Source organism: Pseudomonas sihuiensis (assembly GCF_900106015.1).
Classification (GTDB): Bacteria; Pseudomonadota; Gammaproteobacteria; order Pseudomonadales; family Pseudomonadaceae; genus Aquipseudomonas; species Aquipseudomonas sihuiensis.
This window is the reverse complement of sequence record NZ_LT629797.1, coordinates 839,357-856,229: the sequence shown is the minus strand read 5'-3', so window position 1 is coordinate 856,229 and position 16,873 is coordinate 839,357. Positions and strand designations below refer to the sequence as shown.

Annotated in this window: 16 protein-coding genes; 2 read left to right on the top strand and 14 right to left on the bottom strand. The window is 61.8% G+C overall.

Going from position 1 to position 16,873, the window contains the following annotated elements; all coding sequences use genetic code 11:
* Positions 1–19 precede the first annotated feature (19 nt).
* From BLT86_RS04135 to BLT86_RS04120, 4 genes are all read right to left on the bottom strand, one after another.
* Complete coding sequence (locus BLT86_RS04135; RefSeq protein WP_017677305.1) at positions 20–1,465, bottom strand: aminotransferase-like domain-containing protein; 1,446 nt, start codon at positions 1,463–1,465, stop codon at positions 20–22.
* 177 nt (positions 1,466–1,642) lie between these two features.
* A complete protein-coding gene (locus tag BLT86_RS04130) occupies positions 1,643–2,455 on the bottom strand; it encodes an OmpA family protein (protein WP_017677306.1) in 813 nt (270 codons plus the stop codon).
* Positions 2,455–2,805 carry a DUF4398 domain-containing protein gene (locus tag BLT86_RS04125; protein WP_017677307.1) on the bottom strand — a complete coding sequence of 117 codons (351 nt, stop codon included), beginning with the start codon at positions 2,803–2,805 and terminating at the stop codon, positions 2,455–2,457. Before BLT86_RS04125 ends, BLT86_RS04130 begins: the two co-directional genes overlap by 1 nt.
* A gap of 9 nt (positions 2,806–2,814) precedes the next feature.
* Entirely contained in the window at positions 2,815–3,648 is an 834-nt protein-coding gene (locus BLT86_RS04120) for a substrate-binding periplasmic protein (protein WP_017677308.1), read from the bottom strand.
* Positions 3,649–3,919: 271 nt separating this feature from the next.
* Here BLT86_RS04120 and BLT86_RS04115 point away from each other — a divergent pair, with 271 nt between their 5' ends.
* The gene (locus BLT86_RS04115) at positions 3,920–4,846 is read left to right on the top strand and encodes an alpha/beta fold hydrolase (protein ID WP_017677309.1); all 927 of its coding nucleotides are present in this window, start codon (positions 3,920–3,922) and stop codon (positions 4,844–4,846) included.
* Between the two features lie 69 nt (positions 4,847–4,915).
* Here the strand turns inward: BLT86_RS04115 and BLT86_RS04110 are convergent, their stop codons facing one another.
* Both BLT86_RS04110 and BLT86_RS04105 read right to left on the bottom strand, forming a co-directional pair.
* Positions 4,916–5,845, bottom strand: a complete 930-nt coding sequence (locus tag BLT86_RS04110; protein ID WP_017677310.1) for an electron transfer flavoprotein subunit alpha/FixB family protein — start codon at positions 5,843–5,845, stop codon at positions 4,916–4,918.
* Positions 5,846–6,595, bottom strand: a complete 750-nt coding sequence (locus tag BLT86_RS04105; protein WP_012018936.1) for an electron transfer flavoprotein subunit beta/FixA family protein — start codon at positions 6,593–6,595, stop codon at positions 5,846–5,848.
* A gap of 324 nt (positions 6,596–6,919) precedes the next feature.
* Between BLT86_RS04105 and BLT86_RS04100 the strand changes: the two genes are divergently transcribed.
* Positions 6,920–8,584 (top strand): electron transfer flavoprotein-ubiquinone oxidoreductase, encoded by a 1,665-nt coding sequence (locus BLT86_RS04100; RefSeq protein WP_017677311.1) that lies wholly within the window; start codon positions 6,920–6,922, stop codon positions 8,582–8,584.
* Positions 8,585–8,710: 126 nt separating this feature from the next.
* On the opposite strand, the gene BLT86_RS04095 is transcribed toward BLT86_RS04100, so the two are convergent.
* From BLT86_RS04095 to BLT86_RS04060, 8 genes are all read right to left on the bottom strand, one after another.
* Complete coding sequence (locus tag BLT86_RS04095) at positions 8,711–9,487, bottom strand: SDR family oxidoreductase (RefSeq protein WP_003461128.1); 777 nt, start codon at positions 9,485–9,487, stop codon at positions 8,711–8,713.
* 2 nt (positions 9,488–9,489) lie between these two features.
* The gene (locus tag BLT86_RS04090; RefSeq protein ID WP_092374955.1) at positions 9,490–10,701 is read right to left on the bottom strand and encodes an O-succinylhomoserine sulfhydrylase; all 1,212 of its coding nucleotides are present in this window, start codon (positions 10,699–10,701) and stop codon (positions 9,490–9,492) included.
* A 141-nt stretch (positions 10,702–10,842) separates the two neighbouring features.
* Positions 10,843–12,351, bottom strand: coding sequence for an amidophosphoribosyltransferase (gene purF, locus BLT86_RS04085; RefSeq protein WP_003461126.1), 1,509 nt, complete (start codon positions 12,349–12,351; stop codon positions 10,843–10,845).
* A gap of 75 nt (positions 12,352–12,426) precedes the next feature.
* Positions 12,427–12,948: a CvpA family protein gene (locus BLT86_RS04080; protein WP_003461125.1), complete on the bottom strand. Its 522-nt coding sequence runs from the start codon at positions 12,946–12,948 to the stop codon at positions 12,427–12,429.
* Positions 12,949–13,297: 349 nt separating this feature from the next.
* The gene (locus tag BLT86_RS04075) at positions 13,298–13,915 is read right to left on the bottom strand and encodes an SPOR domain-containing protein (protein ID WP_003461124.1); all 618 of its coding nucleotides are present in this window, start codon (positions 13,913–13,915) and stop codon (positions 13,298–13,300) included.
* Between the two features lie 14 nt (positions 13,916–13,929).
* The gene (gene folC, locus BLT86_RS04070; protein ID WP_003461116.1) at positions 13,930–15,207 is read right to left on the bottom strand and encodes a bifunctional tetrahydrofolate synthase/dihydrofolate synthase; all 1,278 of its coding nucleotides are present in this window, start codon (positions 15,205–15,207) and stop codon (positions 13,930–13,932) included.
* The gene (accD, locus tag BLT86_RS04065; protein ID WP_092374952.1) at positions 15,204–16,088 is read right to left on the bottom strand and encodes an acetyl-CoA carboxylase, carboxyltransferase subunit beta; all 885 of its coding nucleotides are present in this window, start codon (positions 16,086–16,088) and stop codon (positions 15,204–15,206) included. The genes folC and accD overlap by 4 nt, the downstream gene beginning before the upstream one ends.
* A 138-nt stretch (positions 16,089–16,226) precedes the next feature.
* On the bottom strand, positions 16,227–16,862 hold the full coding sequence (locus BLT86_RS04060; RefSeq protein WP_371254546.1) for a phosphoribosylanthranilate isomerase: 636 nt from the start codon (positions 16,860–16,862) through the stop codon (positions 16,227–16,229).
* Positions 16,863–16,873 lie beyond the last annotated feature (11 nt).

Below are 16,873 nucleotides of genomic sequence, written 5' to 3'. Positions count from 1 at the left end.
TAACCCAGGGCATGCTTTCTCAACCTTCCCAGGAACCGCCCGCCTCCTGGCACAACTGCGTGGCCAACATGCCCAGAGTCATCAGCGCCCTTTCGGCTTCGCGGTTCCAGGGAATGCCGCAGTTGAGCCGCACGCAATGATTGAACTGCTCGGTGTTGCTGAAGATCAGCCCCGGTGCGATGGAAATGCCCTGCTGCAGCGCGCGCACGTGCAGATCCTTGGTGTTGACCCGCGCCGGCAGGCTGACCCAGAGGATAAAGCCGCCCTTGGGCCGGGTCATCTGCGTGCCGACCGGAAAATACTGCTGCACCGCCAGCTGGAAGGCATTGAGGTTCTTGCGGTACTCCTGGCGAATATGCCGCAGATGGCGGTCATAGCCACCGTTCTCCAGATAAGCCGCCACCGCCATCTGGGTGACGCTGCACGCCGAATGGGTGGAAAAGGTCTGCAGCCGCTGGATCTCGTCCTGATACTTGCCGGCGACGATCCAGCCGATACGCACACCCGGTGACAGGGTCTTGGAGAAACTCGAGCAATAGATCACCCGGCTGTCGCGATCATGCGACTTCAGTGCCTTGGGCGGCCCCTGCTCGAACATCAGCTCGCCGTAGATATCGTCTTCGACGATCTGGAAATCGTAATCACCGGCCAGGCGCAACAACTGACGCTGACGCTCCTCGGGGATGGTGCCGCCCAGCGGGTTGGACAGCCGCGCAGTCAGCACCAACGCCTTGATGGGCCACTGGTTGGCCGCCAGTTGCAGCGCTTCAAGGCTGATGCCGGTAGTCGGGTCGCAGGGAATCTCGATGACCTTGAGCCCCAGCAGATCGGCCAGTTGCAGCAGCCCGTAATAGGTTGGCGACTCTACCGCGATGAGATCGCCCGGCTTGGTCAGCACACGCAGGCTCATCTGCAGCGCATCGACGCAGCCATGGGTGATCACCACCTCGGACGGATCGACCACCACGCCGGCATCGCGCATGCGGATCGCCACCTGGCGGCGCAACGGCTCGAAGCCGGGGCTGAACATGTAGCTGAAGGCGCGCGGGCTGTGAAAACGGGTGACCTTGGCCAGTTGCTGGTGCAATGCGCGCACCGGCAGGTAATCGACATGCGGCACCGCGGCGCCCAGCGGAAATACGCCCTCGCGGCGCGACTCGGTAAGCACCTGGTTGATAATGCTGGCGCGGGTGACCAGACCTGGTCGCTCGACCTTGGCGATATCCGGCGTCGGCGCGGTCAGCGCTGGCGTCTGGTGCACGTAGAAGCCCGATTGCGGGCGTGCACGAATCAATCCCTGATCTTCGAGGTTGGCGTAGGCCTGCAACACCGTGGCGTGGCTGACATTGAGCTGAGCACTCATCTTGCGCACCGAAGGCACGCGCTCGCCAGGCTGGTAAACACCGCGACGAATATCCTCGGCCAACTGCTGGGCGATACGTTGATAGAGCAGCAGATTGGTCATGGCGATATCCTCCGTGGTCACTGGAGCATAACAGTAACCTATTGCTACACAATTGTACCGGCACAGATACGATCTGTTTTCCCTTACGCCATTGCTTGCCAATCGGGCACGGCATCGTCGCCATTTTCAGTGCATAAAAAACCCCGGACTCTGCCGGGGTTTTGTCAGGCATTTCGCTCAGCGCTCGGCACCAAGCTGGCCTCGCTCGTCGGAGAAGACGATTTCCACCCGCCGATTCTGCGCGCGGCCACGTGCCGACGCATTTTCCGCAACCGGGAAGTCGACACCGTAACCGGCGATCTGAATACGCTTGGCTTCCACGCCCAGATCCACCAGCAGATCGGCCACAGCCTGCGCGCGCGCGCGCGACAGTTCGAGATTCTCGGCGGCATCGCCCGTGTTGTCGGTATAGCCCTCGATCCGCACGCGGCGCTGCGGATTGATCTGCAGGAACTGCACGAGTTTGAGCACCGTACGGTTGGCTGCTGGTTGCAGATCGGCGCGACCGGCGTCGAACAACATATCGCCCAGGGTCATCACCAGGCCGCGCTCGGTCTCGTTGGTGGCGAGGCTGACCATCTGCTCTTCCAACCAGCCGTTGTGCTGCTGCACGCTCATCAGCTTGGCTTCGCGCAGGGTCAACTGCAGACGCTGGCGTTCCAGCTCGAGCTTGGCTGCGCGTTCCTGGTTGAGACTGATATCGCTGTGTTGCCGGGCGATCTCGGCATAGCGCTGGCTGAGGTAGGCGTAATGACGCACATCGTCGCCACTACCCCAGTAACTGGACAGGCGCTCGGCACGACCCAGCGATTCGCCTGCGCGAATCACGTCCTTGGGTGCGGCGCGCAGCACGCTGGGATCTTCCTTGACCGACTGAAAACTCAGACGCGCTTCTTCCAGAGCCTGCTCACTCGCCAGCTGACTGGACGCACAACCACTCAACAGCGTACCGACCAGCATCAGACCGCCCAGATGACCAAAAGCCTTCATCACATGGCTCCCAGTTGCTGGCGCAGACGGCCGATGCGTTGATTGAGTTCGGTCAGTTGCTCCCGACCTTTGGCATTGAGGTGCTCAGCTTCAGCCAGGCGCGCATCCAGCTCGGCCTGTTCGGCCAGTAGGCGCGCCTGCTTGTGTTCACCGTCCTGCATGGCCACCTGGGCCTGCGCGAACTTCTCTTCAGCCTGGTGAAGTGACGCGGACTGTTCGCTGACCACCCCCAGGGATTTGGTCTGCGCCAACGCCTGTTCGGTCAGCCGCATCTGCTCGATGGGAGCAGGATCGCTGGCACAGGCCGTCAGGCCCAGCGCCAGCAGCAAGGGAAGGGTTCGATTGATCACGAAAATTTCCTACTGAGTGACGTCGCCAACCGGATCAGGCTGCATCTGCTGTGCCTTCCATAGTTCCAGATTGCGTTGCAGGAACTGCTCAGGCAGCCCGGCGGCGACCATTTCTGCCATATTTCGCGCCAGCTGGCCGCGTAGCCAGGGCTCGTTGCACGCCGAATTATGCGACAGGGTAAGGTAGAGGCCTTCGCTGGAAATCGGCGGGTCCAGCACCTCCAGATCATCTTCCATGCCCAGCGTCTCGGCGAGCGCCAAGCCTGGGTAGCGCTCGTAGAGCACATAGTCGGTGCGGCCAAGCAGCAACTTCTGGAACGCCTGAGTCAAGCTGGAGACGCCCTCGAGCTTCAGGTTCTGCTTGGCGAAGGTATCGAACTGCTGACCAAAACTGTTGCCCACCAGGGTGTCGCCAGTATGCCCCTGCAAGTCGATCCAGCTGCCGTAGGGAAATGCTTCGCCCTTGCGCACCCAAACCACGCTGGGCGTATAGAAGAACGCAGGGTGCACGTAGTCCATGTGCTCCAACCGCGGCAGAGTGATGAAGGCCCCAGCGATCAGGTCGACACGCCCGGTACGCACCTCATCCTGCGCTCGCGACCAGGGCCCGGTGTAGATCACGTCAACCACCACACCGAGTTCTTTTGCCAGGTGTTTGAGCAGATCGGCATTGGCGCCGATCAGCTGCTGCGGATTCTGCGGATCACGCCAGAGATAGGGGGGATATTCCGGATTACCGGTCGCCACCAGGCGCTCGCATTTACCAACGGCCAGGGCTGCAGTCGGCATAACGACCAGGGCGCACCACAGCAACAGCGACTTAAACAGACAACGCTCAGGCATTGGCTACTCTCGGTTTATGCGTTGATTGGCAGGATAGATTTGGGCTCTGTACAAAAAATGCCTGCGCTCGGTGATGCTTCGTTAAAAACAGGTTCGGAATGCTCATTTACAGCTCGTAAACTCGAATGCGAGCCCAGTCCGTTCCTCACCTATTTTTGCCTCACCTGACCTTCGCTCGGCGACTTTTCGTACAGACCCTAGCACCCCGGCATCCTCTGTGTTCATGCTAGCTTAGTGGCGCCGCCGGAATAATTCGCGATAAGGACGCGCCATGAAAAAACTGCTGCTCGCTTTGCTGCTACTGCTTCTCGCTGCCTCAGCAACGCTGTATTTCTTCCCGGCCACTCAGTTGACCAGCCTGCGCCTGATAGAGCAACAGCGCGCCGGGCTCAGTCACGAGCGGCTATCTGTCCGCGATCTTAACATCCATTACTACCAGGGAGGACCGGCGAGTGGCGAAACCCTGGTGTTGCTCCACGGTTTCGCTGCAGACAAGGATAACTGGTTGCGTTTTTCTCGCCACCTGACCAAGGACTATCGCGTCATCGCATTGGACCTGCCCGGCTTCGGTGACAGCGACCTGCCACCTGGCAGCTACGATGTCGGCACCCAGGCCGAACGGCTGGCGGATATTCTCGATGCCATGGGCGTCCAGCAGGCTCATCTGCTGGGCAATTCGATGGGGGGACACATCGCCGCACTCTTCGCGGCACGCTACCCGGATCGTGTTCGTTCGCTGGCGCTATTGGCCAACGCCGGAATCGACAGCCCGCACAAGAGCGAACTGTATCGATTGCTGACCGGTGGTGCGCCCAATCCACTGGTGGTCAAGCAACCGCAGGATTTCGACAATCTGCTGCAATTCATCTTCGTCGAACCTCCCTATCTGCCCGAGTCGCTCAAGCGATATCTGGGCGAGCGCTCCATGGCCAAGGCTGCGCACTATGAACGGGTATTCAAGCAACTGGTGGAGCGCGCCATCCCATTGGAGCCCGAACTGGCGAAAATCCAGGCCCCCACCTTGCTGCTTTGGGGCAAACAGGACCGGGTGCTGGACGTATCCAGCATCGAGGTCATGCAGCCGCTGCTAGGCAAACCCAGCGTGGTGATCATGGACAACGTCGGCCACGCCCCCATGCTCGAGCGCCCCGAAGAAAGCGCCCTGCTCTACCGGCAGTTTCTAGAAGGCCTGAAGTGACACTGCGCACACGCAGGCAATAAAAAACCCGCTCTGGTGAGCGGGTTTTTTCGTTGCGGGAAAAGCGGCTTAGACCGACTTTTCCAGCTCCGGTACGGCTTCGAATAGATCAGCAACCAGACCGTAGTCGGCCACCTGGAAGATCGGCGCCTCTTCGTCCTTGTTGATCGCGACGATCACCTTGGAGTCCTTCATGCCGGCCAGGTGCTGGATCGCGCCGGAGATACCGACGGCGATGTACAGCTGCGGCGCAACGATCTTGCCGGTCTGACCGACCTGCATGTCGTTCGGCACGAAGCCGGCGTCGACGGCAGCGCGGGAAGCACCGACGGCAGCGCCCAGCTTGTCGGCCAGGGCGTACAGGTGCTTGAAGTTGTCGCCATTGCCCATGCCACGGCCGCCGGAAACGACGATCTTGGCAGCGGTCAGTTCCGGACGGTCGGACTTGGCCAGTTCCTCGCCAACGAAGGCGGACTTGCCGGCGTCAGCCGGGCCGGAAACGGCTTCAACGGCAGCGCTGCCGCCTTCGGCAGCAGCGGCGTCGAAACCGGTGCTACGCACGGTGATCACCTTGATGGCAGCCGAGGACTGCACAGTGGCGATGGCGTTACCGGCATAGATCGGACGCTTGAAGGTGTCGGCGCTTTCAACGGCGATGATCTCGGAGATCTGATCGACGTCCAGGGCAGCAGCGACGCGCGGCAGGATGTTCTTGCCGTTGCTGGTGGCGGCAGCCAGGATGTGGCTGTAGCCCTTGCCGAGTTCGGCTACCAGCGGAGCGACGTTCTCCGGCAGCTGGTTGGCATAGGCAGCGTTGTCGGCAACCAGAACCTTGGCCACGCCAGCGATCTTGGCCGCGGCTTCGGCAGCAGCGCCAGCGTTGGCACCGGCTACCAGAACGTGAATGTCGCCACCGATTTTCTGCGCAGCAGCAACGGTGTTCAGGGTAGCGGCAGCCAGAGCGGCATTGGTGTGTTCAGCGATAACCAGGATAGTCATTTAGATTACCTTCGCCTCGTTCTTCAGTTTCTCGACCAGTTCAGCCACGGACTTGACCTTGATGCCAGCGCTGCGAGCAGCCGGTGCTTCGACTTTCAGGGTCTTGACGGTGGAGGCGGTGGAAACGCCCAGAGCGTCCGGAGTGACGGTTTCCAGCGGCTTCTTCTTGGCCTTCATGATGTTCGGCAGCGACGCGTAGCGCGGCTCGTTCAGACGCAGGTCGGTGGTGACGATCGCCGGCAGGTTCAGCGCAACGGTCTGCAGACCGCCATCGATCTCACGGGTGACGTTGACCTTGTCGCCAGCCACTTCAACCTTGGAGGCGAAGGTGCCTTGGCCGAAGCCAGTCAGGGCGCCCAGCATCTGGCCGGTCTGGTTGTTGTCGCTGTCGATGGCCTGCTTGCCCATGATCACCAGCTGCGGCTGCTCCTTGTCGACCACTGCCTTGAGCAGCTTGGCCACGGCCAGGGAGTTCAGCTCGTCATTGGATTCGACCAGGATGGCGCGGTCGGCACCCAGAGCCAGCGCGGTGCGCAGTTGCTCCTGGGCGGTAGCCGGGCCGATGGAGACGACGACGATTTCGCTCGCCACGCCTTTCTCCTTCAGGCGTACGGCTTCTTCCACGGCGATTTCGCAGAAGGGGTTCATGGACATCTTGACGTTGGCGAGGTCGACGCCGCTGTTGTCCGCCTTGACGCGAACCTTGACGTTGTAGTCAACCACTCGTTTGACAGCTACAAGAACCTTCATGGATTCCTCGTTACTCTCCGGTGAATAAGAATGTCGCCAAGGCGAGCCTGGCCGGTGATGCAAAATCGGCCGCAACCAACCTTTCAGCTCAGACGGCGAGCGCAAAACCGCCCGTATCTTGACCCCGCGGCCTGGCCCGGTCAATACAGCGAACTGGCCGGTCATCCGCGATGTAGTAGGATTCTAACAGGCCTACAGAAAATTCAAACAAACGTTTGTATTGGCCCGCTGAGAGGGTGTAGATATAATGCCCACGCCGTGCTTAGGGAGCGAGCCGCGCCCTCCAACATAAAATATCGAAGAGCCTTGAGTAGGAGATAGCCTGTGGAACGCGAATTTATGGAGTTCGACGTCGTCATCGTCGGCGCCGGCCCGTCCGGACTGTCCGCCGCCTGCCGACTGAAGCAGAAAGCCGCTGAAGCGGGTCAGGAGATCAGCGTCTGCGTGGTCGAGAAAGGCTCCGAAGTTGGTGCTCACATCCTCTCTGGTGCGGTGTTCGAACCGCGCGCCCTGAACGAACTCTTCCCCGACTGGAAAGAACTCGGCGCCCCGCTGAACACCCCGGTCAAGCGCGATGACATCTATCTGCTGCGCGACGCTGACAAGGCTACCCGAATTCCTGACTTCTTTGTGCCGAAAACCATGCACAACGAAGGCAATTACATCATTTCCCTGGGCAACCTGTGCCGCTGGCTGGCCCAGCAGGCCGAGAACCTGGGCGTCGAGATCTACCCGGGCTTCGCCGCTCAGGAAGCGCTGATCGACGAGAATGGCGTGGTACGCGGCATCGTCACCGGTGACTTGGGTGTCGACCGTGAAGGCAACCCCAAGGAAGGCTACTACACCCCCGGCATGGAACTACGTGCCAAGTACACCCTGTTCGCCGAAGGCTGCCGTGGTCACATCGGCAAGCAACTGATCAAGAAATACAAGCTCGACAGCGAAGCCGACGCCCAGCACTACGGCATCGGCATCAAGGAAATCTGGGACATCGACCCGGCCAAGCATGAACAAGGCCTGGTGGTGCACACCGCCGGTTGGCCGATGGACATCATGGGCACCGACAATACCGGTGGCTCCTTCCTCTACCACCTGGAGAACAACCAGGTCGTGGTCGGCCTGATCATCGATCTGTCCTACGCCAACCCGCACCTGTCGCCGTTCGACGAATTCCAGCGTTACAAGCACCACCCGGTAATTGCCCAGTACCTGGAAGGTGGCAAGCGCGTTGCCTACGGCGCACGCGCCATCAGCAAGGGCGGTCTGAATTCGCTGCCGAAGATGGTCTTCCCGGGCGGCGCCCTGATCGGCTGCGACCTCGGCACCCTGAACTTCGCCAAGATCAAGGGCAGTCACACCGCGATGAAGTCCGGCATGCTCGCTGCCGACGCCATCACCGAAGCCCTGGCAGCCGGCCGCGAAGGCGGCGACGAGTTGAGCAACTACGTCGATGGCTTCAAGGCCAGCTGGCTGTACGACGAACTGTTCCGCAGCCGCAACTTCGGTGCGGCCATCCACAAGTACGGCGCCATCGTCGGCGGCGGCATCAACTGGCTGGACCAGAACATCTTCGGCGGCAAGGCGCCCTTCACCCTGCACGACAACAAGCCGGATTACGCCTGCCTGAAGCCTGCAGCCGAGTGCGCGAAGATCGCCTACCCGAAACCGGACGGCAAACTGAGCTTCGACAAACTGAGCTCGGTATTCCTCTCCAACACCAACCACGAAGAAGAGCAGCCCTGCCACCTGAAGCTCACCGACCCGAGCATTCCGCTGGCGAAGAACCTGCCGCTGTACGACGAACCGGCGCAGCGCTACTGCCCGGCCGGCGTGTACGAGGTGGTGACTCAGGAAGACGGCGAGAAACGCTTCCAGATCAACGCGCAGAACTGTGTGCACTGCAAGACCTGCGACATCAAGGATCCGGCCCAGAACATCACCTGGGTGGCGCCGGAAGGCACCGGCGGCCCGAATTACCCCAACATGTAATTCGGCCACACATGAAAAAGGCTCCCTCGGGAGCCTTTTTCGTTTCTGTCGAATCCGTAGGAGCGAGCTCTGCTCGCGAAGGTTTCAAGACCACGTTCCGCGAGCAGAGCTCGCTTCCACAGGCATTCAATCCTGATAGATCATCTTGCGACTCATGCCGCCGTCAATGATGAACTCCTGTCCGGTGATGAAACCGGCCGCATCGGAGAGCAGCCAGGCGACCTGCGCTGCTACATCCTCCACGGTACCCACACGGCCGACCGGATGTTGCGCATGATCGAACACCGACAGCGGCTCCAGGCGCTGCTGCGACGGGTCGCGAGAGTCGATCCAGCCTGGGCTGACGCAGTTGACGCGCACCTCCGGCCCCAGGCTGATCGACAGCGCGTGAGTGAGCGCAACCAACCCGCCCTTGCTCGCAGCGTACGCCTCGCAATCGGCCTCGGACTGGCTGGCGCGGGTGGAGGCGATATTGACGATGGCGCCGCGATGCCCACGCAAATATGGCGCACAGTGCTTGGCCAGCAGCATGGCGCCGGTCAGGTTGACCGCCAGCAGACGATTCCAGCGCTTGAGGTCGAGCGACTCCAGCGGCGGCGTGTGCGGATCGGAGATAGCCGCATTGCACACCAGCGCATCGAGACGCCCGAACTGACCCAGCACCTCAGCGACGCCGACGCTTACCTGATCTTCCTTGGCCACATCCATGGCCACGAACCAGGCGTTATCACCCAAAGCACGTGCCACTCTGGAGCCACGCTCGCGGTCGACGTCGGCCAACACCACCTGCCAACCCTCGGTGATCAGCCAGGCACTGATACCCAGGCCGATGCCACGCGCGGCTCCGGTGACCAACGCGACACGCCCGTTGTTGGGCGTGTCATTCGTCCCCCACTCCAGCATGCTCAGAGCGCAGCCAGGCCGCGCGCCAGATCCGCCTTGAGGTCTTCCAGCTCTTCCAGGCCCACAGCGACGCGGATCAAGTTGTCGCGAATACCGGCGTTGGCACGCTCCTGCGGAGTCAGGCGGCCATGGGAGGTGGTAGCCGGATGGGCGACAGTGGTCTTGGTGTCGCCGAGGTTGGTGGTGATGGAGATGACGCGTGTGGCATCGATCACCTTCCAGGCGGCATCACGGCCACCCTTGACCTCGAAACTGACCACCGCACCGAAGGCGCTCTGCTGCTTTTTCGCCAGCTCGTGCTGCGGATGACTGGGCAGCCCCGCGTAATGCACGCGCTCGACCTGCGGCTGTTGCTCCAGCCACAGCGCCAGCTGCAGGGCACTCTCACTCTGCGCACGCATACGGATGCGCAGGGTTTCCAGGCCCTTGACGAACATCCAGGCATTGAACGGGCTCAGGGTCGGCCCGGCGGTACGCAGGAAACCCACCACTTCCTTCATCTGCTCACTGCGACCGGCAACCACACCGCCCAGACCACGGCCCTGGCCGTCGATGTACTTGGTCGCCGAATGCATGACGATGTCTGCGCCAAGTTTCAGCGGCTGCTGCAGGGCCGGCGTGCAGAAACAGTTGTCCACCGCCAGCAGCGCGCCGCGAGCATGGGCGATCTCGGCCAGTGCGGCGATATCCACCAGTTCGGCCAGCGGGTTGGAAGGCGATTCGACGAACAGCAGCTTGGTATTGGGCTTGAACGCGGTCTGCCAGGCATCCAGATCCGCCAGCGGCACGTAATCCACCTCGATGCCAAAGCGCTTGAGGTACTTCTCGAACAGGCTGATGGTCGAACCGAATACGCTGCGCGATACCAACACATGGTCACCGCCACTGCACAGGCTCATGACGATGGCGAGGATCGCAGACATACCGGAGGCAGTGGCTACCGCCTGCTCGGCGCCTTCCAGTGCGGCAATACGCTCCTCGAAGGTACGCACGGTAGGGTTGGTATAGCGCGAATAGACGTTGCCCGGCACTTCGCCAGCAAAACGCGCGGCGGCATCGGCTGCGGTGCGGAATACATAGCTGGAGGTCAGGTACAAGGCCTCGCCATGCTCGCCCTCAGGCGAACGGTGCTGGCCGGCACGCACCGCCAGGGTGTCGAAGCCTACGCCATCCAGGTCACTATCAAGCCTGCCGGCTTCCCATTCCACAGCCATATTGCTACCTCACAAAAAGTAGCCCGGATGCAATCCGGGAAATTCAGGGTGACATTCCCCCGGATTGCATCCGGGCTACGGACCGGTGGTGCGCCGTGCGCATCACCGAAACGGGCAGGACCACTGCCCTGCCCGCTCGAATCAGTTGTTATACAGATCGATGATCGCGCTGACTGCCTGCGACTTGACCTTGCTGGCATCGTTGCGCGCCTGCTCGATCTTGTCCAGGTATGCCTCGTCGACGTCGCCGGTGACGTACTTGCCGTCGAACACCGCGCAGTCGAAGTTGTCGATCTTGATCTTCTTGCTGCCGCTGACCGCTTCGATCAGGTCCGGCAGGTCCTGATAAACCAGCCAGTCGGCACCGATCAGCTCGCAGACCTCCTCGGTGCTGCGACCATGGGCAATCAGCTCATGGGCGCTGGGCATGTCGATACCGTAGACGTTCGGGTAGCGCACTGCCGGGGCTGCCGAGCAGAAGTAGACATTCTTCGCGCCGGCCTCGCGGGCCATCTGAATGATCTGCTTGCAGGTTGTGCCACGCACGATGGAGTCGTCCACCAGCATCACGTTCTTGCCGCGGAACTCCAGCTCGATGGCGTTGAGTTTCTGCCGCACGGATTTCTTACGTGCCGCCTGGCCGGGCATGATGAAGGTACGGCCGATGTAGCGGTTCTTGACGAAACCTTCGCGGAATTTCACGCCCAGGTGATTGGCCAACTCCAGCGCCGCCGTGCGGCTGGTGTCGGGAATCGGGATGACCACGTCGATGTCATGATCCGGACGCTCGCGCAGGATCTTGTCGGCCAGCTTCTCGCCCATGCGCAGACGCGCCTTGTACACCGAGATACCGTCCATGATCGAGTCCGGGCGCGCCAGGTAAACGTGCTCGAAGATGCAGGGCGCATACTGCGGGTTGGCCGCGCACTGACGGGTGAACAGCTTGCCCTCTTCGGTGATGTAGACCGCCTCGCCCGGCGCCAGGTCGCGGATCAGGGTGAAGCCGAGCACGTCCAGCGATACGCTCTCGGACGCGATCATGTACTCGACACCTTCATCGGTATGGCGCTGGCCGAAGACGATCGGACGAATGCCATTCGGGTCGCGGAAGCCGACGATGCCATAGCCGGTGATCATTGCGACGACGGCGTAACCGCCCAGGCAGCGCTCGTGCACGTGGGTAACGGCGGCGAACACATCTTCTTCGGTCGGCTGCAGCTTGCCGCGCTGGGCCAACTCATGGGCGAACACGTTGAGCAGCACTTCCGAATCGGAGTTGGTGTTCACGTGACGCAGATCGGACTCGTAGATTTCCTTGGCCAACTGCTCGACGTTGGTCAGGTTGCCGTTGTGCGCCAGGGTGATGCCGTACGGCGAGTTGACGTAGAACGGCTGAGCTTCGGCCGAGCTGGAGCTGCCAGCGGTCGGGTAGCGCACATGGCCGATGCCCATATGGCCAACCAGGCGCTGCATGTGGCGCTGCTGGAACACGTCACGCACCAGGCCGTTGTCCTTGCGCAGGAACAGGCGGCCATCATGGCTGGTGACAATACCGGCAGCATCCTGGCCGCGGTGCTGAAGGACGGTGAGCCCGTCATACAGCGCCTGATTGACGTTCGATTTACCGACGATACCGACGATGCCACACATGTGCCACGACCCCTGCTAGATAGTTCAGGCTAATTCAGCGACCGATGCAGCGGTTACTCCGCAGCGGTCACTCTTTTAAAGCAGATCAGCTGGGTGAGCCGATCCACCGGTAAACCACTGATCGGACCACCCCAGAATGAGGTTCTTCGACCAGTCGGCGACCATCAGAAAATGCGGCACCAGTTGCGACTGTTGCCACCACGTATCCTGCTCCACTGGCGCCAGGCTGATCAGCCCGACCAGCAGCACCACCAACAAACCACCACGTGCGGCGCCGAATACCATGCCGAGAAAACGGTCGGTACCGGACAGACCAGTCACGCGGATCAGCTCACCGATGAGGAAATTGACCAGAGCGCCCACCAGCAAGGTGGCGATGAAGAGAATGGCACAGGCTGCGATGACCCGCGCGGAAGGCGTTTCGATAAATTCGACGAGATGCTGGGCCAGTGCGCCACCGAACATCCAGGCGACCACACCTGCGATGATCCAGGTCAGCAGCGACAGGGCTTCCTTGACGAAACCGCGCTTCAGACTGATCAAACTAGAAATGGCGATGACGGCGATGATCGCCCAATCGACCCAGGTGAATACCACGGTGCGGCCTACCAGCGGAAAAGGCGGAGCATTTTAGCAGAGCCCGGCGCATCGGGTAACCAGGCGCTGCAAAGTCCCTTGCTTAGGGTCTGTTGCCGTTTCGACGCGAGCCGCGTTGCTGCGCCAAATTGCGCCACGCGAGGCGCGGGATGCAGGTAATGGTCGTTCCCTTGCCAAATCCCGCAACGACGCATGGCGCAATTTGCCGCGCAACCCGAAGGGACGCGCCAGTTTTTGCGTGGTACGTCGTTACTCGACGGCTCATTTGGGCGACCAAACTTCGCGTCTCGCGCCTAGCCCCACGCAAAAACTGGCTCCGTCGCGGCCGTGCGCGAAACAGCAACAGACCCTAGCCTGCTTCCGGCTGGAAGCGCACGACAAAACCGCTGAGTTTGTGCTGGCGATTGAGCTGATCACGCAGACGCTCGGCTTCGGCACGCTCGATCAGCGGACCGACGAACACCCGGTTCATGCCGTCGAAGGCACGGATATAGGCGTTGTAGCCCTGGCTGCGCAGGGTTTTCTGCAGATTTTCTGCTCCAGCGCGACTGGACAAGCTGGCCAGCTGCACCGACCAGCTGATCGGCAGGCTATTGGCGTCCAGGCGCCCTTCCGGCTTGGCAGGAGCAGCGCTCGCCGCCTGTTCGGTCTTGACCGGATCGGGCTTGCTCTGTTGCGCGACAGGCGGCGGGGTCGGCTTGGGCTGCTCAGGCACCTCGACGATCTGAGGTTCCACCTCTTCGACGGGAACCGGCTCCTGCGGCAACTCCTCGGGCTCGACGACCTCGGCAGGCTGCACGATGACCTCGGCAGCAGCCGGCGCTTGCGGCATGGCCGGCGCATCCACTACCACGCGGCGCATCTCGTCCTCGCGCGACAGCAGCATCGGCAGGAAAATCACCGCCAGCGCCACCAGCACCAGAGCACCGACCATGCGCTGTTTGAGCCCACTGTCCAGCATTGCCATCCCCAATCCCCTTATCAAGCCGGGCGGGCCAGCCAATCCAGGGCCTCGGCCACGCAGAAAAACGATCCGAACAACAGTATCTCGTCACCCTCTGCCGCCTGCTCGCACTGCGCATCGAGCGCAGTACGCACATCCGGGTACTGCACCACCGCCGCGCCCTGCCCCCGCAGGTGCTCGGCCAGGTCATCGGCAGAGCGTGAACGCGGCGTATCCAGCGGCGCCACGGCCCAGCCAGCAACCAGACTCAGAAGCGGCGACACCACGCCGGGCAGATCCTTGTCGGCCAACAAACCGAACACCGCCCAGCGCTGCCCGGCCAGCGGGCGACTCTCCAGGCGCTGCGCCAGATAATCGGCGGCATGAGGATTATGCCCAACATCGAGCAACAGTGTGAGTGACTTGCCTCGCCAATCCAGCGCACGACGATCCAGACGCCCGGTTACCCGCGTGGCGAGCAGGGCCTGAACGACCTGCTGGTGATTCCACGGCAGCGGCAGAAGCGCATAGGCCTGCAACGCCAGCGCCGCGTTTTCCATCGGCAGATCGAGAAGCGGCAGCTGCTCCAACCGCAGCACCTGGCCATGCGCATCGAGGCCATACCAGGACCAGTCCTGCGCCTGCACACTGAGGTCGTAGTCACGACCACGCAGGAACAACGGCGCGTCCAAAGTCACCGCCTGCTCCAGCAAGGGCTGCGGTGGGTCGAGATCACCGCACAACGCAGGCATGCCGGCGCGCATGATCCCGGCCTTTTCGAAGGCGACCGATTCACGGGTATCGCCCAGCCAGTCGGCGTGATCCAGACCAATGCTGGTGATCAGGGCCAGATCGGCATCGACCAGGTTCACCGCATCCAGGCGTCCACCGAGGCCGACTTCGAGCACCACGGCATCCAGCTGAGCACGCTCGAACAGCCAGAAGGCCGCCAGCGTACCCATCTCGAAATAGGTCAGGGAAATTTCACCACGCGCGGCCTCGACCGCAGTGAAAGCCCGACACAGCTCTTCATCGCCCGCCTCGCGCCCATCCAGCAACACACGCTCGTTGTAACGCAGCAGGTGCGGTGAACTGTAGACACCGACACGCTGCCCCTGGGCTGCGATCAGGCTGGCGAGAAAGGCGCAGGTAGAGCCCTTGCCATTGGTACCGGTGACGGTAACCACCAATGGCGCAGGTTTGCCCAGGCCGAGCCGCTGCGCCACCTCACGCGAGCGCTCCAACCCCATGTCGATGGCCGACGGATGCAACCGCTCGAGGTAGGCGAGCCACTCGCCCAGGCTACGTTCGGTCATGCAGTGGCCGGCAGGGGAACCGGAGACGGACGATTCATCATTTGCGCAAGCAGACGCGCCAGGCGTGGACGCAGTTCATTGCGCGAAATGATCATGTCGATGGCGCCATGTTCCAGCAGGAACTCGCTACGCTGGAAGCCTTCCGGCAGCTTCTCGCGCACGGTCTGCTCGATCACGCGCGGGCCGGCAAAACCGATCAGCGCCTTCGGCTCGGCCACGATGACATCACCAAGCATCGCCAGGCTGGCGGAAACACCGCCATAGACCGGATCAGTCAGCACGGAGATGAACGGCAGGCCTTCTTCACGCAGGCGCGCCAGGGCGGCGGCAGTCTTGGCCATCTGCATCAGCGAGATCAGCGCTTCCTGCATGCGTGCGCCGCCGGAAGCGGAGAAGCACACCAGCGGGCAGCGTTTTTCCAGCGCGACATTGGCCGCCCGAACGAAACGCTCGCCAACGACGGCGCCCATGGAACCACCCATGAAGGAAAACTCGAACGCGCAAACGGCGATCGGCATACCTTCGAGGGTGCCGCTCATGGAGATCAGCGCGTCTTTCTCGCCAGTCTGCTTCTGCGCAGCGCTCAGACGATCCTTGTACTTCTTGCTGTCGCGGAATTTCAGGCGGTCGACCGGCTCGAGATCAGCACCGATCTCCTCGCGCCCCTCGGCATCGAGGAAGAGGTCGATACGCGCACGAGCACCGATACGCATGTGGTGATTGCACTTGGGGCAGACATCGAGTGCCTTTTCCAGCTCAGGACGGTAGAGCACGGCATCACAGGACGGACATTTGTGCCACAGGCCCTCGGGCACAGAGCTCTTCTTCACCTCGGAACGCATGATCGAGGGAATGAGTTTGTCTACCAACCAGTTGCTCATGCTGTCATTTCTCCATAACCGTTGGTTCGGATGAACGCCTTATCGTGAAACGCCCATCTCCAGCAATTCTTTTCTGCCGCACCCAGCGCCCGCCGAAACGAGCCAAGGCGGCGTGACAGGCTAATTGACGGCCCTGCTTCAATCGCCGTCACATCGAGCATCACGCACTGCCCGCACGAATGCACGAATCTTGCCTGCATCCTTTATGCCTTTACCGGCCTCTACCCCGCCGCTGACATCCACGGCATAGGGCCGCACCTGGCGAATAGCCGTCGCGACATTGCCTGCATCCAGGCCGCCGGCCAGGATGATTGGCTTGGCGGCATTTTCCGGCACCAGCGACCAATCGAACGAAGCGCCCGTACCACCCGGAACGCCCTCGACGAAGGTATCGAGCAGAATACCCCGCGCACCAGCGTACGGCGCCATGGCGGCCGATACGTCCTCACCGGGGCGAACCCGCAGCGCCTTGATATAGGGGCGGCCATGGCCTTCACAGTCGGCCGGCGACTCATCACCGTGAAACTGCAGCAGATCCAGCGGCAGGCGCTGCAACAACTGTTGCAGCTCGTCGTGCGGCATGTCGACGAACAGCCCGACACTGGTCACGAACGGCGGTAACGCCTGCAGGATAGCTGCGGCCTGCTCGATGCTGACTGCTCGCGGGCTTTTCCCGTAGAACACCAGACCAATGGCGTCGGCTCCCGCCTCCACCGCTGCCAGAGCATCCTCGATGCGGGTGATCCCACAAATCTTGCTACGTACGACCGTCACGTTCATACCTC

Excerpts from the sequence above, each read along its gene's own strand:
- BLT86_RS04135 (WP_017677305.1), bottom strand. The coding sequence starts at position 1,465 with ATGACCAATCTGCTGCTCTATCAACGTATCGCCCAGCAGTTGGCCGAG.
- BLT86_RS04130 (WP_017677306.1), bottom strand. The coding sequence starts at position 2,455 with ATGAAGGCTTTTGGTCATCTGGGCGGTCTGATGCTGGTCGGTACGCTG.
- folC (WP_003461116.1), bottom strand. The coding sequence starts at position 15,207 with ATGACCGAACGTAGCCTGGGCGAGTGGCTCGCCTACCTCGAGCGGTTG.
- BLT86_RS04090 (WP_092374955.1), bottom strand. The coding sequence starts at position 10,701 with ATGGCTGTGGAATGGGAAGCCGGCAGGCTTGATAGTGACCTGGATGGC.
- purF (WP_003461126.1), bottom strand. The coding sequence starts at position 12,351 with ATGTGTGGCATCGTCGGTATCGTCGGTAAATCGAACGTCAATCAGGCG.
- BLT86_RS04075 (WP_003461124.1), bottom strand. The coding sequence starts at position 13,915 with ATGGCAATGCTGGACAGTGGGCTCAAACAGCGCATGGTCGGTGCTCTG.
- BLT86_RS04120 (WP_017677308.1), bottom strand. The coding sequence starts at position 3,648 with ATGCCTGAGCGTTGTCTGTTTAAGTCGCTGTTGCTGTGGTGCGCCCTG.
- BLT86_RS04110 (WP_017677310.1), bottom strand. The coding sequence starts at position 5,845 with ATGACTATCCTGGTTATCGCTGAACACACCAATGCCGCTCTGGCTGCC.
- BLT86_RS04095 (WP_003461128.1), bottom strand. The coding sequence starts at position 9,487 with ATGCTGGAGTGGGGGACGAATGACACGCCCAACAACGGGCGTGTCGCG.
- accD (WP_092374952.1), bottom strand. The coding sequence starts at position 16,088 with ATGAGCAACTGGTTGGTAGACAAACTCATTCCCTCGATCATGCGTTCC.
- BLT86_RS04105 (WP_012018936.1), bottom strand. The coding sequence starts at position 6,595 with ATGAAGGTTCTTGTAGCTGTCAAACGAGTGGTTGACTACAACGTCAAG.
- BLT86_RS04115 (WP_017677309.1), top strand. The coding sequence starts at position 3,920 with ATGAAAAAACTGCTGCTCGCTTTGCTGCTACTGCTTCTCGCTGCCTCA.